The organism is Priestia megaterium (genome assembly GCF_009497655.1).
Taxonomy (GTDB): domain Bacteria; phylum Bacillota; class Bacilli; order Bacillales; family Bacillaceae_H; genus Priestia; species Priestia zanthoxyli.
In genome coordinates, this window is the sequence record NZ_CP023317.1 from 760,189 (window position 1) to 782,075 (window position 21,887).

At 39.2% G+C, this 21,887-nt stretch carries 21 protein-coding genes; 10 read left to right on the forward strand and 11 right to left on the reverse strand.

Going from position 1 to position 21,887, the window contains the following annotated elements:
• Window positions 1-12: 12 nt before the first annotated feature.
• From CEQ83_RS03970 to CEQ83_RS04000, 7 genes are all read right to left on the reverse strand, one after another.
• On the reverse strand, window positions 13-1,194 hold the full coding sequence (locus tag CEQ83_RS03970) for an MFS transporter (protein ID WP_098113875.1): 1,182 nt from the start codon (window positions 1,192-1,194) through the stop codon (window positions 13-15).
• A 237-nt stretch (window positions 1,195-1,431) separates the two neighbouring features.
• Entirely contained in the window at window positions 1,432-2,145 is a 714-nt protein-coding gene (budA, locus tag CEQ83_RS03975; protein ID WP_028412303.1) for an acetolactate decarboxylase, read from the reverse strand.
• A 16-nt stretch (window positions 2,146-2,161) separates the two neighbouring features.
• Window positions 2,162-3,841, reverse strand: a complete 1,680-nt coding sequence (alsS, locus tag CEQ83_RS03980; protein WP_098113876.1) for an acetolactate synthase AlsS — start codon at window positions 3,839-3,841, stop codon at window positions 2,162-2,164.
• A 227-nt stretch (window positions 3,842-4,068) separates the two neighbouring features.
• Complete coding sequence (locus CEQ83_RS03985) at window positions 4,069-4,233, reverse strand: aspartyl-phosphate phosphatase Spo0E family protein (RefSeq protein WP_080754377.1); 165 nt, start codon at window positions 4,231-4,233, stop codon at window positions 4,069-4,071.
• Between the two features lie 863 nt (window positions 4,234-5,096).
• The gene (locus CEQ83_RS03990; RefSeq protein WP_013055498.1) at window positions 5,097-5,294 is read right to left on the reverse strand and encodes a YwbE family protein; all 198 of its coding nucleotides are present in this window, start codon (window positions 5,292-5,294) and stop codon (window positions 5,097-5,099) included.
• A complete protein-coding gene (locus CEQ83_RS03995; RefSeq protein ID WP_028412301.1) occupies window positions 5,294-5,473 on the reverse strand; it encodes a hypothetical protein in 180 nt (59 codons plus the stop codon). The genes CEQ83_RS03990 and CEQ83_RS03995 overlap by 1 nt, the downstream gene beginning before the upstream one ends.
• A gap of 84 nt (window positions 5,474-5,557) precedes the next feature.
• The gene (locus CEQ83_RS04000) at window positions 5,558-5,926 is read right to left on the reverse strand and encodes a winged helix-turn-helix transcriptional regulator (RefSeq protein WP_013055500.1); all 369 of its coding nucleotides are present in this window, start codon (window positions 5,924-5,926) and stop codon (window positions 5,558-5,560) included.
• 328 nt (window positions 5,927-6,254) lie between these two features.
• Here CEQ83_RS04000 and CEQ83_RS04005 point away from each other — a divergent pair, with 328 nt between their 5' ends.
• From CEQ83_RS04005 to CEQ83_RS04040, 8 genes are all read left to right on the forward strand, one after another.
• Entirely contained in the window at window positions 6,255-7,454 is a 1,200-nt protein-coding gene (locus CEQ83_RS04005; protein ID WP_014461498.1) for an MFS transporter, read from the forward strand.
• Between the two features lie 56 nt (window positions 7,455-7,510).
• On the forward strand, window positions 7,511-8,467 hold the full coding sequence (locus tag CEQ83_RS04010) for an LLM class oxidoreductase (protein ID WP_028412299.1): 957 nt from the start codon (window positions 7,511-7,513) through the stop codon (window positions 8,465-8,467).
• A 262-nt stretch (window positions 8,468-8,729) separates the two neighbouring features.
• Window positions 8,730-9,656: an ACP S-malonyltransferase gene (locus tag CEQ83_RS04015; protein ID WP_033578095.1), complete on the forward strand. Its 927-nt coding sequence runs from the start codon at window positions 8,730-8,732 to the stop codon at window positions 9,654-9,656.
• A 37-nt stretch (window positions 9,657-9,693) separates the two neighbouring features.
• Window positions 9,694-11,346, forward strand: a complete 1,653-nt coding sequence (mdcA, locus tag CEQ83_RS04020) for a malonate decarboxylase subunit alpha (protein WP_098113878.1) — start codon at window positions 9,694-9,696, stop codon at window positions 11,344-11,346.
• A gap of 5 nt (window positions 11,347-11,351) precedes the next feature.
• Window positions 11,352-12,209, forward strand: coding sequence for a triphosphoribosyl-dephospho-CoA synthase (locus tag CEQ83_RS04025; protein WP_028412296.1), 858 nt, complete (start codon window positions 11,352-11,354; stop codon window positions 12,207-12,209).
• A 27-nt stretch (window positions 12,210-12,236) separates the two neighbouring features.
• The gene (locus CEQ83_RS04030) at window positions 12,237-12,539 is read left to right on the forward strand and encodes a malonate decarboxylase subunit delta (RefSeq protein ID WP_028412295.1); all 303 of its coding nucleotides are present in this window, start codon (window positions 12,237-12,239) and stop codon (window positions 12,537-12,539) included.
• Window positions 12,526-14,226, forward strand: a complete 1,701-nt coding sequence (gene mdcD / locus CEQ83_RS04035) for a biotin-independent malonate decarboxylase subunit beta (protein WP_098113879.1) — start codon at window positions 12,526-12,528, stop codon at window positions 14,224-14,226. The genes CEQ83_RS04030 and mdcD overlap by 14 nt, the downstream gene beginning before the upstream one ends.
• Entirely contained in the window at window positions 14,214-14,822 is a 609-nt protein-coding gene (locus CEQ83_RS04040; RefSeq protein ID WP_028412293.1) for a malonate decarboxylase holo-ACP synthase, read from the forward strand. The genes mdcD and CEQ83_RS04040 overlap by 13 nt, the downstream gene beginning before the upstream one ends.
• A 39-nt stretch (window positions 14,823-14,861) precedes the next feature.
• Here the strand turns inward: CEQ83_RS04040 and CEQ83_RS04045 are convergent, their stop codons facing one another.
• On the reverse strand, window positions 14,862-15,800 hold the full coding sequence (locus tag CEQ83_RS04045) for a response regulator (RefSeq protein ID WP_028412292.1): 939 nt from the start codon (window positions 15,798-15,800) through the stop codon (window positions 14,862-14,864).
• Window positions 15,801-15,804: 4 nt separating this feature from the next.
• Window positions 15,805-17,055, reverse strand: a complete 1,251-nt coding sequence (locus CEQ83_RS04050; protein WP_098113880.1) for an ATP-binding protein — start codon at window positions 17,053-17,055, stop codon at window positions 15,805-15,807.
• Between the two features lie 266 nt (window positions 17,056-17,321).
• Between CEQ83_RS04050 and CEQ83_RS04055 the strand changes: the two genes are divergently transcribed.
• Together CEQ83_RS04055 and CEQ83_RS04060 are read left to right on the forward strand one after the other, a co-directional pair.
• Window positions 17,322-18,311 carry a glutaminase gene (locus CEQ83_RS04055; RefSeq protein ID WP_028412290.1) on the forward strand — a complete coding sequence of 330 codons (990 nt, stop codon included), beginning with the start codon at window positions 17,322-17,324 and terminating at the stop codon, window positions 18,309-18,311.
• 103 nt (window positions 18,312-18,414) lie between these two features.
• Window positions 18,415-19,845 (forward strand): alanine/glycine:cation symporter family protein, encoded by a 1,431-nt coding sequence (locus CEQ83_RS04060; RefSeq protein WP_028412289.1) that lies wholly within the window; start codon window positions 18,415-18,417, stop codon window positions 19,843-19,845.
• Between the two features lie 31 nt (window positions 19,846-19,876).
• Here the strand turns inward: CEQ83_RS04060 and CEQ83_RS04065 are convergent, their stop codons facing one another.
• Both CEQ83_RS04065 and CEQ83_RS04070 read right to left on the reverse strand, forming a co-directional pair.
• Complete coding sequence (locus CEQ83_RS04065) at window positions 19,877-21,376, reverse strand: sodium:solute symporter family protein (RefSeq protein WP_028412288.1); 1,500 nt, start codon at window positions 21,374-21,376, stop codon at window positions 19,877-19,879.
• Entirely contained in the window at window positions 21,376-21,579 is a 204-nt protein-coding gene (locus CEQ83_RS04070; protein ID WP_033578104.1) for a DUF3311 domain-containing protein, read from the reverse strand. Before CEQ83_RS04070 ends, CEQ83_RS04065 begins: the two co-directional genes overlap by 1 nt.
• Between the last annotated feature and the right edge of the window lie 308 nt (window positions 21,580-21,887).

Genomic DNA, 21,887 nt, shown 5'->3' on the forward strand with positions numbered 1-21,887 from the left:
TTTTACGTGGAATCAGGCAAGGTGCTTTTGGTTAATACGTACATCTTGTTTTTTGAATCCAGAATAATTCAGTAAGAGACAGAATAGAGCAAAAAGCGCTAGTAAGGAAAAACCGACAACGTAATCTCCGCTTGTATCTTTTATAAAGCCTAGCACAATAGGAGGGAAAAAGCCGCCTACTCCTCCGAATGCTCCTACGATCCCCGTAACAGCTCCAATATTTCCTGTTGAAACAGATGGAACCATTTTAAAAACAGCTCCATTTCCGATACCAAGGGTAATGGCTGCAAGTAAGCAACCTGCGCTGAATAGCGCGAAGGAGCTGATGGTAAAGGCGATAAATAATCCTATTAGCAGCATTCCGGTAAAGACAAAGGTGAGTACTTTTTTTGCTCCGAATACATCCGATAAATATCCTCCAAGAGGCCGTACAAACGTTGCTAATACAACAAAAATAGCTGTTTTCAGCCCGCTGTCTACGGTTGATGCATTAAATTGATCGTGCAAAATGGTAGGGAGATAGATGCTGAATGTGACAAATCCACCGAATGTTAAAAAATAGAAAACGGACAAAAACCACGTTTCTCTAAATTTTAATACCGATAAAGATTCCTGCAGCGTTTTAGGAGAAGCAGCAGAAGGGTGGTCTGAAGTTCCTACCCATAATAAAAGAGCCATTAAAGCTACCGCAATTGCTAAACTCCAAAATACCCAAGGCAAGCCAAAAGAAGAAAAGATAAGTGGAATACTAAAGCTTGCTACCGCTGATCCTAAGTTGCCCATCCCGGCAATTCCTAAAATAAAACCTTGCTGTTGAGGTGAATACCATTTAGAGACATATGTAATGGAAATAGCAAATGTTGTTCCAGCCATGCCGATAAAAAATGCCCAAAAGAGCAGCATGGAGTAAGAATGAGTAAAGCCTGCACAAATGGTAGGGAGTAAAAGAGCAAGCATTGTTAACGAATACACTTTTCTTCCGCCAAAGCGATCTGTTAAAATTCCCATCGGAATCCGCATGAGTGAACCTAATAAGACGGGAGTGGCAATTAAGATACTTTTTTCAGCATTGGTTAATGAATACATCACTTGAATATCTGCGGCGATAGGCGCGAAGACAGACCATACTGAAAAAGCAATAATCATAGATAAAGTCGAGATAAGAAGTACAGATAAGGGCCGTTTAGAAAACATTGCTTAAAAACCTCCTTTTTTATATACAGCGTAAAGCTGTTGCAATATGGTAATTATGATACTACGCTTTCTTTCTTATGTATCATTCTGTGTTAGGCTTTCTTCCGTGGTTTTATGGGAGACCTATATTACTAATAGAAATGGGAGGAAACTTAAAGATACACGAAATGTTCATAAAAAAACTCTCATCGTCATGCGCAGCGATGAGAGTTTTTTTATCAGTAAAAGTATCGTTGCTTATTCAGCCGTCGCAATTTCTTCTTCTACATCATGGTCTTCTAAATTAGCATTTAGAAATTCACTTGTTTCCGATAAATTGAGATTTAATTTCGTTTTTTTGCAAATTTGAATGGTAACATCTTGAACGGAGACGTCTAAAACATGTCCACCTTCTTTTTTATATTCATCAATAAAGTGCAGGTGATACCCGGGAACACCGATGCCTGAAGAATATTCTGGCGTGTAAAAACCTGCTAGTGTTCCATTTACATCTGAAGATGTAAATGTAGGCTGATCAGCAGCTGCATCTACCATGGAAGGATAGGGTTTCTCTTGCTTTGCAACAGTGCGAGTTTTTACTTCTTTAAACTTCCCGTCAATACGAACTGCATAGAATAAATTCGGACTGGGAATAAGCTCGTTCATTAAGGTTTCTAGTTGTTCACGGTTCATTTCCTCTTCTACACGATAAGAGATATCTTCATAAAAGGTTGTCATAATGGCAAAAGGTGTTTTTGCATCTTCACTAATAGGTGCGGCTTTCCCATCAGCAATGTGATAAAATTCTCCGTCAAAGGCAATCATTTCACCATCCAGCTGATTAAACGTGCCGATGCCGAAATCACCTTTCTTAGCTAAATCCCTGTATGTGACAACACCGTCAAATACTCCGTCCAATAAAGCAATCATAGTGGAAGTTTGGTGAATCGTTAATTTTTCTTTATTGCTCATTCTTTACTCAGTCCTTTCAGTTAATTTGATCTGGCAGTAGCTGTGTATTTAATTTTTCATTATCTTTATAATCTACAGGCACGTCGATGATAACGGGGCCTTGTTCACGAAAAGCGCTTGCTAGAGTGTCCGAAAATTCTTCTGGTGAGTTCACTCTAAATCCTTTGGCACCAAAACTTTCAGCAAGCGTAACAAAGTCTACACTCCCGAACTCTACCGCAGATTTTCGGCCATATTTAATCTGCTGTTGAAAGCCAACCATATCGTAGGTTTGATCGTTCCAGATAATGTGAACAATTGGTAAGTTTAACCGAACGGCTGTCTCGAGCTCCATAGCTGAAAATAAAAACCCGCCGTCTCCAGACATGGACAGAACTTTTTTATGGGGGCGAACGAGTGCAGCTGAAATAGCCCAAGGCAAAGCAACACCTAGCGTTTGCATGCCGTTGCTGAATAGTAAATGCTGAGGTTCATAGGAACGAAAATAACGAGCCATCCATATGTAATGCGAACCAACGTCACATGTGATGGTAGTATCATCTTCAACAAAGTCCTGCAGAGCTTCAATTAACTGTAGGGGATGAAGGTGAGTGTCATTAGAAAACTCGTACTGATCGTCAGGTTGTTCAAGTTTGCTTTTTAGCGTTTTTAAAAAAGAAGCACTTTCTGTTGAACGTATTAAATGTGGGAGTTTATCCGTTAATATGTCGATGGTGCTTGGGATATCCCCTACTAACTCAATTTCCGGCTGATAATGGTGGTCAGCTTGTGCTTGTACATCATCTAAATGAATAATGCTTCTTTGACTTTCTGAGTTCCAAAGAGAAGGAGGGTATTCAATTGGGTCATATCCGATTGTTAAGACGACGTCAGCATGCTTCAATAAGACGTCTCCAGGCTGATTGCGAAAAAGACCTACTCGTCCAAAAAAGTGAGTTTCAAGCTCTCGTGAAACAGCTCCCGCACCTTGGAACGTTTCTACGACAGGAAGGTCATGTTCTGCTACGAGTTGACGGATTGATTCCACTGCTTTAGATTTACTTGCTCTCATACCTAAAAGTAAAACAGGTAGTTTTGCTGTGCGAATAGTGTGTATAGCTTGGGCAACAGCGTCTAAATTAGCAGCGCCAATCGTAGGAGTTTTTAGAAAGGATAGAGTGGAAGCTGATGTTTCGCCATCCATTACATCCTGCGGCAAGCTGACAAAAGATGCTCCTGAAGGAGAAGAAACAGCTTCACGAAAGGCGTCTGTTATCACTTCTGGAACGTTTGCAGCATCTTCTACCTCAACGCTGAATTTGGCGATAGATTTAAATAGTCCTTCATTGTCCATTGATTGATGCGTCTTTTTTAATCGATCTGCTCTTGGAACGGCTCCTGCTAGGGCTACCACTGGATCACCTTCAGAAGTAGCAGTGACAAGGCCAGTGGCTAAATTAGCGGCACCTGGACCTGATGTGACAAGGCAAACGCCCGGCGTACCTGTCAATCTTCCCATAGCAGCTGCCATAAACGCAGCATTTTGTTCGTGGCGGCAAACAATTACTTCCGGTCCTTTTTCTTTCAAAACATCAAATACGCCATCAATTTTGGCTCCTGGAATGCCAAAAATATAAGGCACATTCTGACTTGCCAAACTTTCTACTAGTAAATCGGCGCCTTTTTTTGTTTCGGTAGTATCAGCATTACTCATCATGCATTCTCTCCTTTAAGTTTCTTAAATAAGTTTTAAGGCCTACTGATTGAATACCCAATTTGTATGACAACTAACCAAAGGAAAGGAGAAGGTTTTTATTTTCTAAATAAAAAACTTCCCTAATTAATTAGGGAAGCAGAGATGTACCTATTGCGAATAAAACACATCTGTTTTATCTGTAGGTTTATGGTACTTGGGGGATAGCAAGTGAAAGTCCTACGCGGCTCTTATTTGGTATGGTTAAAAAGCTTTTGGTAACGAACAATTTTTTGATCTAGCTTTTGACTTAATTTTAAGATCTCACCGTGAGAATAGCTGCTTGTTTTCTTAGCTAATTGGTAAATATCTGATTGTAAGGCTCGAATTTCTTTTTCTAACTGTGGTTGCTTCATTGAAATCCTCTCCAAGTCAGAATACTTCTATCTTCTATCTTTTATCTAATAGTATGAAATTCCTTCATATTTGTAAAATGTTTTTTGTTTTGAAAAATATGAAATAGGTAAAGAGCTGCTGACAAGTTTTGTCGAGCACTTTTTTTACCTATTTTCAACAAATATGATATACTAAAGCTAGGAAAAATGACAATCCGGAGCGCACGTTCAGTTATTCTTAACAAGCGAATGAATTCTTAGCTTTGACAAGTTTAACTTGTAAGGTGAAGAAATTCATCACATAATCTTATTAGATCTGAACCTTGTTAGCCCGGATGAGGATTTGTCGAAAACGATTCACTAGAAAAAACCTTCGAGACCGCCAACTCGGAGGTTTTTTTATTTTTGTGTATGGGAAGTAAAAAAAAGACATAGACTAATAAAGAAAAAGGTCCTGCACCCATAATCGGTCGTAGTTGATTACACCTTGTCCATTTCTGCAAGGAAGCTGTCTTTTTACTATAGGGAAGTGCCGCCAAACACCATTCCCTAAAGACAATCAGCACACGAGCCTTATGGATGAAGAACCCTTTAGACGATACTTATCGGTGATTACTTATTTTACTACTGGAAAAATAGCAAAATAAGAGCGACTATGGCTCCTAAAAGCTCTACGTAAGCCGTTAGGAGCTGAACATTCTCAGCATCTAGGAAAAATGACTTGAGGATTCGTCTCAGACTATCCACCACCTTTTTTTTCCTTGCGTGAGTTCCCAAGGGAAAGAAAGGGGACGACAGTGCTTCTTTATTTTAACAAAAGTAGGAAATGATAAGTAGATTTATTTGAAGTGTAAATTAAAAAAGCATGTAAAATACATGCTTTTTTAATTTGGGTAAATTTCTTTTATGCGTCCGACTTGTCCATCTGTTAAACGAACTTTGATACCGTGCGGGTGAAAGCTTGAATTGGTCAGAATGTCTTTGACCGTTCCGTGTGTAAGTTTTCCAGAACGCTGATCTGCTTTTAAAACAATGTCGACTTCAATTCCAGGGGCTACGTCTTTTCTATTTTGTCCGTTCATTATACACCTGTTCTCTTTCGCTGATTATTCGTTTTTTTTGTTTGTTGACTCGTCAGCTTTTTGGTTGCTTGATTGGTACTGCCGTTCTTAGCTTTACTTGAAGATTGATTTTTCTTATTAGCAAGCTGCTGTTTGATAGCATCTTGAAGGCTAATTTTCTTTTTAAGTTGTTCTGTCATAAAGGTTCCTCCTGAATACGTACATCGTCTGAAAAAACAAAGAAAGTAAGGGAATGAAAAAGCTGACTATCTAGTCAGCTTTTTTTAATTAGAAACAGTGACTTCTTCTACAGGCTGCATAAGTACAGCTTCTTTATCAGGGTACGTTTTTTCAATATGATGTTCTCCCCAAGAGCATAGTGAATCAAGAATGCTTTTTAAAGACCATCCGTAATCTGTTAAAGAATATTCTACTCGAGGCGGCATTTCATTGTACATTTTTCTAACAATGATGCCGTCTGCTTCAAGCTCACGAAGCTGCTGCGTTAATACTTTTTGTGTAACGCGCGGCATAATTCTTTTTAATTCTCCAGGGCGTTTTGTCCCTTTAATTAAGTGGCAAAGAATAACGACTTTCCACTTGCCTCCAATGACTTCTAATGCCGCTTCCACTGGAATATTATATTTTTTCACGTTAACAACTCTCCTTGTTCTAGAGATAACGGTTAAATGCATGGTTTCGCATTTTTTCTGATGTTTATCATACCACTATAGTGCAGAATTTTCTAGGTGTAAGCATTTTTTTAGAATACCCAATAGTTCATGACTTTAGTATTTACGCTTATTGTAACCTCCAGGTACCTATATCACTTGAAAGTGCGTACTTTTTCTTTGGTTTTACATCGCTCATAATAACAATTGTTGATGGCCGGTTAGCGAATATATGAAGGGTACCTAAGCTAATCAGCTGTAAGAGAAGCTATTATAAAAAGTTATTATAACGAACAGGAGGCGTTAAGAAGTGAATACACTTTCACAAACACAACAAAGTAAAAAAAGCGGTGCTTTGCCGCTATTAGCGCTAGCTATTAGCGCCTTTGGAATCGGGACAACAGAGTTTGTTCCAGTAGGTTTATTATCATCGCTTGCAGATGATTTAAATATTTCCATTACACTAGCAGGGTTATTAATTTCAGGGTACGCAATGGGAGTTGCATTTGGAGCGCCCGTATTAACAGCATTAACAAGTAAAATGAGCAGAAAATCATTGCTGATGCTATTAATGGTTATTTTTATCGTAGGAAACTCAGTAGCAGCTTTATCAACAAGCTTTGGGCTGCTGCTTATAGCACGAATTATTACTGCATTTTCACACGGGATTTTCTTTTCTATCGGTGCGACTATCGCTGCTGATTTGGTGCCGGAAGATAAGCGGGCAAGTGCCATTGCTTTAATGTTTACAGGTTTGACAGTTGCAACTGTTACAGGTGTTCCACTTGGTACATTTATCGGACAAGCTTTCGGCTGGAGAGCAACATTTTGGGGAGTAGCGTTACTTGGCGTTATTGCCATTATTGCCAGTGCTCTTTTAGTGCCTAAAAACTTAAAAGAAGCGCCGCCGGCAAAGTTTAGTGATCAATTAAAAATTTTGAAAAACGGGCCGCTTTTACTATCGTTTGCTATTACTGCTTTAGGTTATGGCGGAACGTTTGTAGCTTATACGTATTTAGCACCTATTCTTGAAAAATTAACAGGATACGCACCAAGCGCAGTTAGTATCTTGCTATTAGTATACGGCGTAGCAGTAGCCATCGGAAATACGATTGGAGGAAAAGCTGCGAATAAAAATCCGTTAAAAGCATTATTTTGGATGTTTTTAATTCAAGCCGTTATCTTAGTTATTTTATCGTTTACTGCATCGTTTAAAGTAGCGGGAACAATTACGATTTTTGCCATGGGCTTATTGGCATTTATGAACGTACCTGGACTGCAAGTGCTGGTCGTGAACTTAGCTGAAAAGTATGTTCCTTCAGCAGTAAACGTAGCCTCTGCGCTGAATATTGCTGCATTTAACGTTGGAATTGCTATTGGTTCTTTTGTAGGCGGCCTGATTGTTGATTCCATTGGTCTTGTTCATACTCCTTGGATTGGAGGAGTGATGGTTTTAGGAGCGGTCTTATTAACCGCATGGAGCCGCTCAATAGAAGCAAAAGCAAAATAAAACAGAGATCATCGCCTTTTGCGATGATCTCTTAGCTATAAAAGGAGAGGAAGCAAATGACTACATTTCAACATCATAAGGCGTATCGTCGTATGTACAAGGAGAATGAGTTAACGTTAGGTTTGCATATGCCGCTTGAAAATTATCAGTATGCCACGCCTACGATGGAGAAACAAGTAGAGCTCACGCAGCTTGCAGAACAATATGGATTTACAAGCTTATGGTTCCGTGATGTCCTTCTTCAAGATCCATCATTTGGCGATCCAGCCACGGGTCAAATTTATGATATGCTTATTTATTTGACTTACCTTGCCAGTCAAACAAAAGAAATTGCTCTCAGTACATCTGCTATTGTGCTACCTTTACGCCATCCGCTTCGTGTAGCTAAAGAAATGGCAACCATTGATCAGCTTTTTCCTGAGCGTTTGATTATGGGCGTATCCTCTGGAGACCGTCAAGCAGATTTTCGAGGGTTAGGTATTCCTCATGAAGAAAGAGGAAAGCGATTTGCAGAGGCTTTTCATTATTTAGAAGAAGCGTTAAATAAAGAATTTCCATCTATCCAGTCTGCTTTGGGGTCCATTCAAGGAGCAAATGTTGTTCCTAAGCCAACGAAACGTATTCCAACGATGATCACGGGATACAGCCAGCAAAATATGGAGTGGTTTGCACAGCATGGAGACGGCTGGATGTATTATCCTCGTCATCCGCATTTTCAAGCAGAAGCCATTAAACAGTGGAGAGAACTGGTTGATATCTATCATCCAGGCGTTTTTAAACCTTTTACACAACCTATGCATCTAGATTTGGCAGAAGATCCAAATGAAATGCCAACGCCAATTCGTTTAGGATTTCGAGCAGGGCGTAATACATTAATTGAGCTTCTTTCTATTTATAAAGAAATAGGAGTTAACCATCTCTTTTTTGCTCTTTTTGATAGTAAGCGTCCGGCTGAAGAAGTCATACATGAGCTTGGTGAAGAAGTGCTTCCGCATTTCCCGTCTCATATGTAGCAAACAAAAAGAGGCTGAGACAAAAGCAGTTTACTTAAAGGAAAATCCGAACGATGAATCGTTCGGATTTTTTCATTTATCCAATTCGCTCATCTTTAGATTCCAGATTCCATTGATTTCGTTATGTCTAACTCTTTTTTTATATAGATTTCAAGTTATAGGATATATAAGAAATATGTATTAGAGTTATTGATTCTATGTTCTTTATAATAAAAGTATCCATTATCTCCTTGGGTGATATAAAGTCGAAAGGAGAAACACGATGAGTGTTGCATTTCTATTTCCAGGACAAGGTGCACAATATGCTGGTATGCTTCATGATATAAAAAATAAATGGGGATTAACGACTACGTTTGAAGAAGCAAGTGAGGCTTTAAATCAAGACGTATTATCGTTAGATTCGTCAGAAAAATTAAAATATAATAAAAATGTTCAGATATGTCTTTTTATTGCAGGAGTGGCTACGGCTAGATCGTTTAAAAATAAAGGTTACTCGCCAGACGTGGTAGGAGGGCATTCAATAGGGGCGTTTGGAGCAGCAGTTATATCTGAAGTGTTATCTTTTAAAGAAGCTCTTTTTCTTGTGGGAAAAAGAGGGGAACTGATGGGAAATGCCTATCCTGATGGTTATGGTATGGGGGTTGTAATGGGACTGCGCGAACATCAGCTTCTCTCTATTGTACATGAAATATCCACCGATGCAGCTCCTGTTTACGTAGCGAATCTAAATGCTCCTGATCAAATAACGCTTTCTGGCACTTTAAAAGCAATTGAGGAAGTTCTTGAAAAAGCATCTAAAAAAGGGGCTAGGAAAACCAAAATGCTTCATGTAACGGTGCCTTCTCACTGTCCTCTTATGGAAGGAGTTTCGAGCGAATTACGAAAAATAATAACGGAAGTGAAAGGAAAAGACCCGATCGTTCCTTTTATAGGTAATTGTAAAGCTCGGAAATTATGGAAAGCTGCTGATATTAAGGAAGATCTGGCAGCGAGTGTTGCCCTGCCCGTCCGTTGGCATGATATGACGGAAGTTATGTATGAAATGGGTACAAGATTATATATTGAAATGGCTCCAGGAAGAGTACTAACGGATTTGACTGCTAAGAGCTTTCCGGAAGCAAGGGCTATTTCTGCAGCCGAATCTACTATGAAATCTGTGTTAATTTTAATGGAGAAAGAAAAAATGTAAGCGCATTAATTTAGGAGTAGAAGAAAGGAGCTAGAACATGAGTGGAATAAAAAAAACTTCAAAATCATGGACAACCCGCCGAGATCAAAAAGCAGCTCGCCTTGCGAAAATAGACCAACTTCTTAAAGGAAAGTTATTGGATAATGAACACATTATTGAAGCGTTAGAATTGCTTATATCACCTGGAGATAAAGTAGTGCTTGAAGGAGACAATCAAAAGCAAGCATCTTTTTTATCAAAGGCGCTGAATGAAGTAAGCGCTGATAAAATAAACGGTCTTCATATGATTATGTCTAGTATTTCACGCCCGGAACATCTCGACATATTTGAGAAAGGAATTGCTGAAAAAATTGATTTTTCGTACGCCGGTGCTCAAAGTCTTCGCGTATCTCAAATGATTGAAGATGGCACGTTGAAAATGGGAGAAATTCATACATATCTAGAGCTTTACGGACGCCTTTTCATTGATTTAATTCCCAATATTGCATTAGTGGCTGCCGATAAAGCGGATGCACAAGGTAACTTATATACAGGAGCAAATACGGAAGAAACGCCGACGATTATCGAAGCAACAGCGTTTAAGGACGGAATTGTCATTGTGCAGGTAAATGAACTTGTTGAAGAACTTCCGCGAGTTGATATTCCGGCTTCTTGGATTGATTGTATCGTCGTGGCCAATCAGCCTTATCAATTGGAAGCTTTATTTACCCGAGATCCTCGTCATATTACAGAGCTCCAAATTCTAATGGCTATGATGACGATTCGAGGTATCTATGAGCGCCACAGCGTACAATCATTAAATCATGGCATTGGCTTTAATACAGCTGCAATTGAGCTTTTGCTGCCTACCTATGGAGAAAAGTTAGGGCTGAAAGGTAAAATATGCAAGAACTGGGCTCTGAACCCTCACCCTACGTTAATTCCGGCTATTGAAAGCGGATGGATTGAGAGCGTACACTGCTTTGGCGGAGAAGTAGGAATGGAACAATACACAGCAGCTCGTCCAGATGTATTTTTTACAGGACGCGACGGCAGCCTGCGCTCAAACCGTGCGATGTGTCAAGTCGCTGGTCAATATGCGGTAGATGCTTTCGTGGGATCAACTTTGCAAATAGATGGAGAAGGAAATTCTTCTACCGTCACATCTGGACGTTTATCAGGGTTTGGCGGAGCGCCTAACATGGGGCATGATCCTAGAGGCCGACGGCATTCTACGTCTGCTTGGTTGGATATGATGAACGATAAGCATGAATTAGCAAGAGGCAGAAAGCTAGTTGTACAAATGGTTGAAACCTTTCAATCAGGAAATGAGCCTGTTTTCGTTGAGTCTTTGGATGCGGTAAATGTAGCTAAACAAGCAAACTTAGCTACTGCTCCTGTCATGATTTACGGGGATGATGTGACACATGTCGTGACTGAAGAAGGAATTGCTTATTTATATAAAGCACAAAGCTTGGAAGAAAGAAAAGCAGCGCTTGAAGCAGTAGCGGGGGTAACGCCTATAGGGTTACGGCACAACCAAAATAAAGTGGAAAGAATGCGCAGAGATGGCTTAGTGGCTTTTCCGAAAGATTTACAGATTCGCCGTACGGAAGCAAAGCGTTCGCTGTTAGCGGCGAAAAGTGTAGAAGATTTAGTAGAATGGTCAGATGGTTTATATAATCCGCCTGCTAAATTTAGGAGCTGGTAAAAAATATGCGTATTCAAGAAGAGCCAAAAACAACTGTGTTTTCTTCATGCCTGATAGCTAAAATGGCAGTTACCGCTTTGGTTGATGAAGCGGTACTTACACCTAAGCCGGGGCTTGTAGATGCAGCAACAACTGGATCTCATCAAGATATGAATATTGAGACGCTGCTAGCCTCTGCTTATGCTTTACAACCGACCTTCTCACAGATTGCATTATATAGTCAAGGAAAGCAGCCGAGTCAGATGCTAAGGGAAGAAATTGCTCGAATTGGACGCGAAGGTGAACAAATTATGTACGCGGCTACGGATGGTGTCAATACACACAAGGGAGCTATTTGGGCATTAGGTCTACTTGCTTCTGCAACAGCGGTTTGCGGTATTCAAGCATCACCTGCATCCATCACAGAAGCTGCAGGAAAAATTGCTCGTTATGCAGATCGCTTTTGTACTCTGCATTCATCTAATGGACTTCGTGTGAAAAAAAAGTATGGCGCAAAAGGAGCGGCTGGAGAGGCGAAGCAAGGATTTCCTCACGTGATTCATATAGGCTTGCCTGCTTTACATAAGGCTCGCAAGCTAGGCATACATGAAACATCAGCGCGGATTGATACTTTAGTAACACTAATCGCCAATCTTGATGATACGTGTATTTTGCATCGTGCTGGTCCAGTTGTATTAGAGGAGGTTAAAATGGCGGCATCCAATGTGTTAGAAGTTGGAGGGGTATCTACATCAATAGGAAAACAGCGGCTGGAAGCGTTAGATCATATTTTTCTATCATCTAACGCTTCTCCAGGTGGAAGTGCAGATTTGCTGGCTGCTGTATTATTTTTAGATCGAATATCTCTTTTTAAAGAATCATAAACGTCTGCAGGGAGGAGTGAGTGGCTAATGGAAACGTTAGTGTTTAAATACAAAGCCGATCGAAAGTTAACTCAGCGCGCACATGTAGGCGTTGTTGGTTCAGGGGATTTAGAAATCTTAATGGTTCCTTCTGATGAAGAACATGCTCACGTATCAGTACGAACAGGAAGTGAAGGGTTTAGTGAAACCTGGAAAGCCGTATTAGATCGGTTTTTTAGTGCTCATATGATTCAAGCGAAAATTGTAATTAATGATTTCGGTGCTACGCCCGGTGTAGTCGCTTTGCGTCTTGCACAAGCTTTGGAGGTGAGTGAAAATGGGAGTGAATAATCAAAGCTTTATTGAGTTAAATGGAAGAGAACGAGCCCAGGCAATCTTAGATCAAGGTACATTTCGTGAGCTGCTCGGCCCTTTTGACGGGATCGAGTCGCCTCATTTACCTAAGCAAAATATTGTTCCTCAAAGCGATGATGGTGTCATCATAGCAAGTGGGCTAATAGCAGGGGAGCCAGCAGTTGTCATTTCAATAGAAGGAGGATTTCAAGGGGGAGGCATTGGTGAAGTATCGGGAGCTAAAATTGCAGGAGCTTTAGAATTAGCTCTTAATAATCACAAAAAAGGTGTTCCTGTTAGACCTGTTTTTCTATTCGATACAGGAGGGGTAAGGCTGCAAGAAGCGAATTATGGACTTTTGTCGATATCTGAAATTGGCTCAGCGGTAGTTGCTCTGCGTGAGCATACACCTGTTGTCGGAGTTATTTCAGGAAATGTAGGCTGCTTTGGAGGAATGTCTATCACTGCTTCACTCTTTAGTTATCTCATTATGACAAAAGAAGCAAGGTTTGGTCTTAACGGCCCGGAAGTGATCGAACAAGAAGCGGGGGTTGAAGAGTTTGATGCAAGAGACCGAAGCTTAATCTGGAAAACGATTGGCGGTATTCAACGCTATGAAACGGGGTTTGCAGATACATTAGCACAGGATGATGTTACTGCTATTCAACGAGCGGTTCAAGAGACGTTTCAAAAAAAAGAAAAAGTAGCTAGTAAAACAGAACAAGTAGATTTTTATAGGCATTTGCTTAGCAAGGTTGATCCTTCAGAAAAAATGGCTCCTTATCAATTTCAAGAATTGTATAAAGCAACAAAAAATGAACATATCCCTTCAGCAGTCTCTTACTCGTTGAACGAAGTTCCAGGTAGCATGCCTAACAGCCGCGGTCGCGTGTGGATTAACGCTTTAATAAATGATGAGGAAGCAGATTTTGAAATTCCTTCCGTTCTTTATAAAGACGCACTGCTAGGAAGAGAAAAGGTCCGATATATATCGGTTGTACCTAATCCTTATAATCGTTTCTTACGTGCACGAAAAGGGGAAGTAGGACTAGATGAAGGATGGGCAATTGCTAAGCACGTTCGTGAAGTAATAAAAGAAGATCGAAATCAATCTCCGCGCCCTATAATTGCCATTGTGGACGTACCGAGTCAAGCGTATGGCTATCATGAAGAACTTCTAGGTATTCACTATGCTTGCGGTGCTGCAGCTGATGCTTATGCAGCAGCGCGCTTAGCAGGTCATCCGGTTATTACGTTAATTGTCGGAAAAGCAATTTCAGGAGCATTTTTGGCTCATGGATACCAATCGAATCGAATTTTGGCTTTAAAAGACGAAGGAGTAAATGTTCACGCCATGTCCAAACAGTCGGCAGCGCGCATTACTAAAAGAAGTATAAAAGAACTTGAGGAAGCTTCAAAGAAAGTCCCGTCCATGGCTTATGATATTAAATCATTTGCTTCACTTGGCGCTTTATATGAGCTGGTTAGCGGTATTCAAGCAGAGCAGCCCACAGAGCGCGACGTTCAAATGATTCAAGATATTTTAATTGGAGCAGTAGAAGATGTTCGCTGTGAAGGTGTATACGATTTAAGCAGCCGGCTGCACAGTGAGCAAGCAAGAAAGGAAGGGCGAAAAGCTTCTTTATGGGTAAGAGGTGAGTTGGAAAAACAATGGAATATATAGCTCATGATTTGCTTCAGTTAAAAGAGGAAGCAAAGCTTATCAGTTATACACCTATCCCCGAGTGGGTGGAATATTCATTAGCCAAGGCTCCATTTGTAGTGGTAAGGCGTGCTGTTCACCGAGATAAACTGATACCTATTGGAGTAAGAGGAGAACGAAGGAATCAGCGTTTTGGTGCTTTTTTATCTGAGGAGGCCATTAAACAAACAATTAGGCCGGAAAATCTCGTTTCATTTTTTCAAAACGCCCAGTCTAGAAACATGCCAGCTATACGCGCTTTGGAAGAGGTGGCTATTATTTTTGAAAAATTTGCGTGGGGACCAACCGGCAGTGTAGGGTTCGAGCTTGCAAGCGGTGAAGAAGTTGTCACGACAACCAGTGATTTAGATGTACTTATTCGCCTTTCTTCTTATTTGTCGGTGAAACAAGCGGAAATGATAGTCAGTAAGCTAAAGAGATGCCCAGTTTCTGTAGATGTACAGGTAGAAACAGAAAAAGGAGCCTTTTCTCTAGCGGAATACGCAAAAGGCGAAGAGACGCTGCTTCTGCGTACTGTATATGGTCCTGCCTTAGTAAAACTGAATCAATTAGCATAAAAGACGGATGAGGGATTTGCACCTTTTCCGTCTTTTCTGTCAATACCAGCTTTTTTCTTGGCTTAACAAACGCTTGGCTTCAAGAAAAAATATTTGAATAAACTTTTTGGTGTTAATGCGAATCGGCAAAATTTTAGAATCTCCCTGCAGTTCTTTCATTTTTTTACGAACGGCTGTAAAGTCAAAAAACTTAGAAGCATAATTTTCAAACTTTGGATTTGAAAAATCTGTTAATCCAATAGAAGCAAAGTGATTCAGTGAGTGAGTAACTGCTCGTCTTATTCGCTGTTCACAAGCCTTGGTTTCACGATTAATTTCAATAGAAGACGCGTGAGCTCCCAATTTTTTCTCAGCGACATTCACAAAAATATTTTTTAGAGAAGGGAAATGTTTTTCCACACTTTCTCTTTGGTCATAAGTGTACAGAAACTGTAAAATATCCAGTAAATCTTTTGCACCATTTTCTCCCACAATACCTAATTCGGCTAATAAGAATTTCCCTACATCGTATAGATGGGCTTGTTTCGTTATCGGCTGGCTTGAAGGGGGAGCGTGATGGGCTGTCGCTAAACTATTCAAGGAGGTTTTAATATCATCGATTGATTTCTCAAGAGAGATTCGTTCAATTACTTTTCGAATAACCGTTAAAATTTCAATTCGATTAATTGGTTTTGTAATATAGTATTCAATTCCTAATGAATAGGCTTCTCCTATTAATTCTTTGGACTCTACCTGTGAAATCATAATCATTTTTCCTTTAAATGAATCTTTTAAATGACGGATCGTTTCGATTCCATCTCGTCCTGGCATAAGTAAATCAATAAATAAAATATCAATTTGCTTTAAATTTAACGTAGAGGCATCTAAAAAGCTTCCGTCTACGACTTCTTCTACAACTTCTCCTAAATCCTCATCTTCAATCAGCTGACTGAGCGTTGAACGAATGGCTGAATCATCATCTGTAATACAAAATCGCATAAACTCATCCTTTCTGAATTAGACTACAAAGAGGTATTTGAATGATAAAAATCATCCCGTTATCTCCTTGTTTAGCTTCAATCGTACCTCCAAGTTCTTGAACAATATCTCTTACGTAAGAAAGGCCAATTCCAGTAGAGGGATTTCCAAATTGATCGTATTTTGAGGTGAAACCAGGTTCAAAAATAGCTTTTTCGTACTTCAAAGGCACGCCAGGACCATCATCTTGTACATGAAATTCTACAAATTCAGCTTGTCTATGTACGGATAAAACAATCATTCCCTCATCTTTAATCGCCTCCACTGCGTTTGCTACCAAGTTATTAATGATCGATAAAATTGTGTAAACGTGGTAGCTGAAATGTTCCCCGGTGACAGAGGAAAAAAAGCTAATTTGTTTGTGAAGAGAATCGGCATATTTTTTGTTGATGCGTACGATCAGCTCGATTAATTCCTCTGCTTTCATATAATTTTGGAAACTTTCATTTGAAATTGTTTTAGATAAGCCCGCAAAAATACGCTGGTTGTCTTTTTTTACTTCGTGAATATCTCCGGCAATCCGAAGCGCTTTTTTACTGAGCGATTGATTAAGCACAGAATGATCTTTTTCCTGCTGATGTAATACACGGTATAAATCGTACGAGGCTTTTGTAATCACTTCTGTATTATGAAGGGTCTTTTTTAAATGAACGGTTTCTTCATAAAGGCTTGTAATAAGCATTAGCATGTGCTCATTTTGTTTGCGAATTTGACGTTCTCGTGACTGTGATTCATAAATTGTCATCATATTAAAAAAGCTAAGTACAATGAAGCTGTGAGCAAAAGCAATAACGGCCATGTCGGATAATGAATCGATATGAATGGTTGTGTGCAAAACGATATACTGCGCAGTTAGTTCGACTATATCAGCAGCTATTTCAATGATGAGTCCAATTAATCCAATCACAATAGCACTATAGTTCATGCGGCTTACTTTAAAAATAAAAAATAAAAGTGCATACGTAAAGTAAAAGAAAAACGTAGGGTAATGCGTATGTGCAGAAGCCGCAAATTGAAAATGATCGAGCGTGATATAATCGAGCATGATGCGAAAGAGAACGACGCTTAAAGCGGTTAACAAGCCGCCAGATAAAACGGTTTTCCGTTTTAAAAGCAATAGGAAAAAGAAAAATGTTGGAGCTCCAAATGTAATTCGAAATGTTTCATTTAACGGATAAAATTTTAGCTCTCCCGCCAGCGGAACAGTAATGAGCATGAGCAATAAAATGTACGGATCTTTTCGAATGAAAGATTTAAAATTCAGATAATTACACCTCCTGAAGTGATTCGTGAATTAGTATACATTGTGACAGCGTCCAGCACAATGGAGAAGAGTACCAAAGATAAAAATATAATTCCAAAAAGTTTTGTAGGTTTTTGTATGCTCTCGTAGGTTGCATTGTACATTAAAAACGAAAATGAAATCCCGCTTTATGAAAGCGCTTTAAAATAAAAAGTTAATGAAGTGATGAGGTGATTTTAATGAAACGAGAAATTGAACAGGAAATGTCTTACTTACAGGTCACTGCAAAAGAGCAGTTACACGAGTGGGTAGAGCAAATAAAAGAATTTTCGTCAGAAGGAAAAACGGCTGATTATATCCCCGCTCTGAAAGATATGGACTCGTCTCAATTAGGTATTTGTTTGATTGGTGCTGACGGAACGGTTATCCAGTCTGGGGATTATGAAGCGGTATTTACTCTTCAAAGTATTTCTAAAGTCATTAGCTTTATAGCAGCTTGCTTATGCTGCGGCATTCCCTACGTACTAGAGAGAGTAGATGTAGAGCCAACTGGAGATGCATTTAATTCTATTATAAGACTGGAAATGCATAAACCAGGAAAGCCGTTCAATCCTATGATTAATGCCGGTGCTTTAACGGTTTCATCTCTTTTATCTGGAGAGACGGCAAAAGAAAAACTAAGCTATTTGTTTGATGTAATAACAATGCTTACTGGGAAAACACCACTCATTAATGAAACCGTCTTTGAATCAGAATGGCAAACGTCTCATCGAAATCGTGCGCTTGCCTACTATTTAAAAGAAACAAACTACTTACAAGGAGAAGTAGAAGAAGTTCTAGAGGTTTACTTAAAGCAGTGCTCAATTGAAGTAACGACTGAAGATATTGCGCTGATCGGATTAATTCTGTCATTAGACGGATATCATCCAGTGTTTCACAAACAAGTAATTCCAAAAGAAGTAGCTAAATTAACAAAAGCGCTTATGCTTACATGCGGTATGTATAATGCCTCAGGAAAGTTTGCGGCATTTGTTGGTATGCCAGCTAAAAGCGGTGTATCAGGAGGAATCATGTCATTGGTGCCACCTAATACGAAAAAGCAGTCTCCATTTCCAGACGGATGCGGTATCGGAATTTACAGTCCAGCTATTGATGAGTACGGGAATAGCGTAAAAGGCGTTACGCTGCTAAAAAAAATCGCAAAAGAATGGGATTTGAGTATTTTTTAGTCTATTTACGTACTATTCATTCGCTTCAATAATATAAACACCAAGAGAAAAAACTTTCATGTTTTGCATTTGTTCTACCAAATTTTCTAATGAGGTGATAGGCGTGCAACAAGCAATCGAAAGTGTAATTAGTGTCATCAATGATTTTTTTTGGTCGAATTTATTAATTATTTTACTTGTATCAATCGGTATTTATTTTACGATCCGCTCTCGTTTTTTGCAGTTTCGCATGTTGAAAGAAATGGTACTTGTTTTGAAAGAAGGACGAGCGGCTAAAGATGGGGGAGTCTCCCCGTTTCAAGCTTTCTGCATAAGCATGGCAGCTCGAGTAGGAACAGGAAATATTACCGGTATAGCGATTGCTATTGCTCTTGGTGGCCCGGGTGCTGTATTTTGGATGTGGATTATTGCCATTATCGGTTCAGTATCAAGTTTTGTAGAAAGTACACTCGCTCAAATCTATAAGGTAAAAGGGTCAAACGGATTTCGAGGAGGACCCGCTTACTATATGGAAAAAGGGTTAAATAAAAGATGGATGGGCGGGCTATTTGCTGTACTCATTACACTGTCATTTGGCCTGGTGTTTAACGCTGTGCAGTCTAATACGATTACGCTGGCATTTGAGAACTCTTTCGGAACGAGCCGCTTATTGATTGGGATTATTATGACAGTTATATTTGCGATAATTATTTTTGGCGGGATCAAACGCATCGCCAAGATATCGGAATACATCGTTGTCGTATTAGCCGTTTTATACATTGGAATGGCTCTGTTCATCATCTTTAAAAATATTGATCAAATGCCTGCCGTTCTATCTCTAATTGTGAAAAATGCATTTGGATTTGAACAGGCGCTTGGGGGATCAATTGGTGCAACGTTAATCAACGGAGTAAAGCGCGGACTGTTTTCCAATGAAGCAGGGATGGGAAGTGCTCCCAACGCGGCGGCAACTGCAGTGACGAGTCACCCAGTTAAACAAGGTCTTATCCAAGCATTTGGTGTCTTGACGGACACGCTCGTGATTTGTACAAGCACAGCATTTATCGTTCTCTTATCTCCCGCCTATAAGCAGGGACTAAGCGGCATTGAATTAACGCAAGCTTCTCTTAGTACACATATCGGTTCTTGGGCATCAGGATTTTTAGCTATCATGGTATTTCTATTTGCTTTTAGTACGTTAATTGGCAATTATTATTATGGAGAAACGAATATTGAATTTTTAAATTCAAATAAGATGTGGCTTTGGTCTTATCGTGTAGGCGTTTTAGCGATGGTTATTTTTGGGTCGGTTGCTCAGCTTCAGCTTGTATGGAATCTGGCAGACTTATTTATGGGGATGATGGTAGTGGTGAACTTAATTGCTATTTTTCTATTATCGAAAGTGGCTTTTTCTGCCTTGCATGACTATACTCAGCAGAAAAAGGAAGGGAAAAATCCAGTCTTTTATAAAGATGCATTAGAAAACAATCAGAATATTGAATGTTGGGAAAGAGAATCGACTTCATCCCCTTCTGAAAAAGAGAATATTATCTAAAAAAAGTTCAGCCAGTTGGCTGAACTTTTTTTTATGCGTTTTTCTTTAATTCAGTTTGCGTAGTGCCTTTAGAAAATAATGTTTCTTTCACGCCATTTGTTGCTGCTTTGGTTTTTGCAGCAAAGATTGGATTTAAAATAAAAACTACGAGTAGGTTAGATAATAATCCCCAGAACCCTTCATAAAGGCCAAATGAATTTCCTGTGGCATGAACGGTAAACGTTACAACCAGCCCTACTACTAATCCAGCAATCGTACTTTCTTTCGATTGATTTCTCCAAAACAGGCTGATAACAATAGCCGGGAAGATTTGTACCATGCCGGATACCCCTAGTAACTGTAGGGAAACAAGTGCTTGTGGGAATAATAAACCGAATAAAAGTGCCAGTCCAATAACAACAAAAACCATAGAACGAGTAACCATTGTTAATGTTTTACCCTGTACATTTGGATTAATTAAATCTCTAAATATATTATTTGCAAATAAGTTAGACGCTCCGATAGCCATGATAGAACATGGAATTAATGAAGCAAGAGCAATCGTTGCATAAGCTAACCCTTGGCCAATGCCACCATATGAATATTGAATCAAGGTTAATAATGCTAATCTAGGATCCGTTGTATCTTGAGGTAATACTTGATAAGCAATAAACCCTAAGAAGATGACTAGAATTAAAACAATATTGTAAAGAGGTAAGAAGACAGCATTTTTACGAAGCGAATCTGCACTTTTAGCAGTGAAAACACCTGTAGCAGCGTGGGCCCACATGAATAAAGCTAAAGCAGATACGAGTGATGCTGTAATAAACCATGGAATGCCCTTAGGTCCTTGTGTTGGGATCGTTAATAGCTGAGGTGCATCCTTTGCAACATTGTCAATCATGTTGCCCCAGCTTCCAAAATGCATAATTGGCAGAGAAACAACCATAAATAACATAATCGCCCATACCAAAATATCTTTAATAATTGCCGTATAAGTGGGACCTTTAATTCCGCTGAAAAAAGTATAAAGAGCCACAAGAAAGAATGAAAGAATAACGACAGCTTTTACATTAATGTAGCCAGTTCCTGCAACGCGAAGAGTATCTTGAATACCGCTAAGCTGAAGATCGATATATGGAATAAGCATCAATACACCTACTATGGCAATTAAAGAGGAGAGAAATTTACTGCTAAAACGTTCTCTAGCATAATCAGCAAGTGTAGTAAGTTTGTGCTTTTTAGCAACAGTCCAAAGTTTTGGAAGAAAAAAGTATGAAATTAAAAAGGCTAAAACAGAGTAAGGAATGGCAAAAAATGCGATGCTTCCTCCTTGATAAGCTGTACTTGTAAGACCTAGGAATGTATAAGCAGTATATAAATCTGCTCCTACTAAAAGCCAGACGAGCAGGCTTCCAAAACGTCTTCCTCCTACAGCCCACTCTTCAACGGAGCTTCTAGATGATTTGTCACGTCCTGCTATAAAGCCAATGGCGATAACGACAAGAACAATTGCTGATGTGATTAAAAGTGCGGTTAAATTTCCTTGCATTATTCAATGTCCCCCCAAGATTTTTGTAAACGATAAATGATAAATGTACACACAGGCGTTAAGAAGACCCATAAAAATAACCATAAATGCAAAATAGGTAATCCAAAAATAATTGGATGAATGTTATTTACAAAAGGTAAAAAAGCGAATTGAGCAATAAACGGAATGATGAATAAAATAAATATTATGAATTTTCTGTTCAATTTTTACTCCTCCTCTAAAATTTATCTAACAATGTTCACTATGATAGCAAGTCTGACATAGTAAAGCAATAAGTTTTTTGAAAATTTCGTTATAAATTACGAAAATTTTTTTAGAAAAACAAAAAAAGGGTATGAGAAGAAGATATTTGAAATGATTAGGGAAGAAAAAGCAGGGGAGAACCTAAGCGCAGTTGCCTTTGAAACAAAAAAAGAACGGAAAAGAAGAAAGGTAGTTTTCTCGATGAGATAAAGTATATTGCTATTGCATTAAAGAAAAAGAATTTGTATGTTCAAATATAGATTTATGG

Excerpts from the sequence above, each read along its gene's own strand:
- CEQ83_RS04015 (WP_033578095.1), top strand. The coding sequence starts at position 8,730 with ATGAGTGTTGCATTTCTATTTCCAGGACAAGGTGCACAATATGCTGGT.
- CEQ83_RS04055 (WP_028412290.1), top strand. The coding sequence starts at position 17,322 with ATGAAACGAGAAATTGAACAGGAAATGTCTTACTTACAGGTCACTGCA.
- CEQ83_RS03990 (WP_013055498.1), bottom strand. The coding sequence starts at position 5,294 with ATGAACGGACAAAATAGAAAAGACGTAGCCCCTGGAATTGAAGTCGAC.
- mdcD (WP_098113879.1), top strand. The coding sequence starts at position 12,526 with ATGGGAGTGAATAATCAAAGCTTTATTGAGTTAAATGGAAGAGAACGA.
- CEQ83_RS04065 (WP_028412288.1), bottom strand. The coding sequence starts at position 21,376 with ATGCAAGGAAATTTAACCGCACTTTTAATCACATCAGCAATTGTTCTT.
- budA (WP_028412303.1), bottom strand. The coding sequence starts at position 2,145 with ATGAGCAATAAAGAAAAATTAACGATTCACCAAACTTCCACTATGATT.
- CEQ83_RS04030 (WP_028412295.1), top strand. The coding sequence starts at position 12,237 with ATGGAAACGTTAGTGTTTAAATACAAAGCCGATCGAAAGTTAACTCAG.
- CEQ83_RS03985 (WP_080754377.1), bottom strand. The coding sequence starts at position 4,233 with ATGAAGCAACCACAGTTAGAAAAAGAAATTCGAGCCTTACAATCAGAT.
- CEQ83_RS04050 (WP_098113880.1), bottom strand. The coding sequence starts at position 17,055 with ATGCTCATTACTGTTCCGCTGGCGGGAGAGCTAAAATTTTATCCGTTA.
- CEQ83_RS04045 (WP_028412292.1), bottom strand. The coding sequence starts at position 15,800 with ATGCGATTTTGTATTACAGATGATGATTCAGCCATTCGTTCAACGCTC.
- CEQ83_RS03995 (WP_028412301.1), bottom strand. The coding sequence starts at position 5,473 with ATGACAGAACAACTTAAAAAGAAAATTAGCCTTCAAGATGCTATCAAA.
- CEQ83_RS04025 (WP_028412296.1), top strand. The coding sequence starts at position 11,352 with ATGCGTATTCAAGAAGAGCCAAAAACAACTGTGTTTTCTTCATGCCTG.
- CEQ83_RS04040 (WP_028412293.1), top strand. The coding sequence starts at position 14,214 with ATGGAATATATAGCTCATGATTTGCTTCAGTTAAAAGAGGAAGCAAAG.
- CEQ83_RS04010 (WP_028412299.1), top strand. The coding sequence starts at position 7,511 with ATGACTACATTTCAACATCATAAGGCGTATCGTCGTATGTACAAGGAG.
- CEQ83_RS03970 (WP_098113875.1), bottom strand. The coding sequence starts at position 1,194 with ATGTTTTCTAAACGGCCCTTATCTGTACTTCTTATCTCGACTTTATCT.
- mdcA (WP_098113878.1), top strand. The coding sequence starts at position 9,694 with ATGAGTGGAATAAAAAAAACTTCAAAATCATGGACAACCCGCCGAGAT.
- alsS (WP_098113876.1), bottom strand. The coding sequence starts at position 3,841 with ATGATGAGTAATGCTGATACTACCGAAACAAAAAAAGGCGCCGATTTA.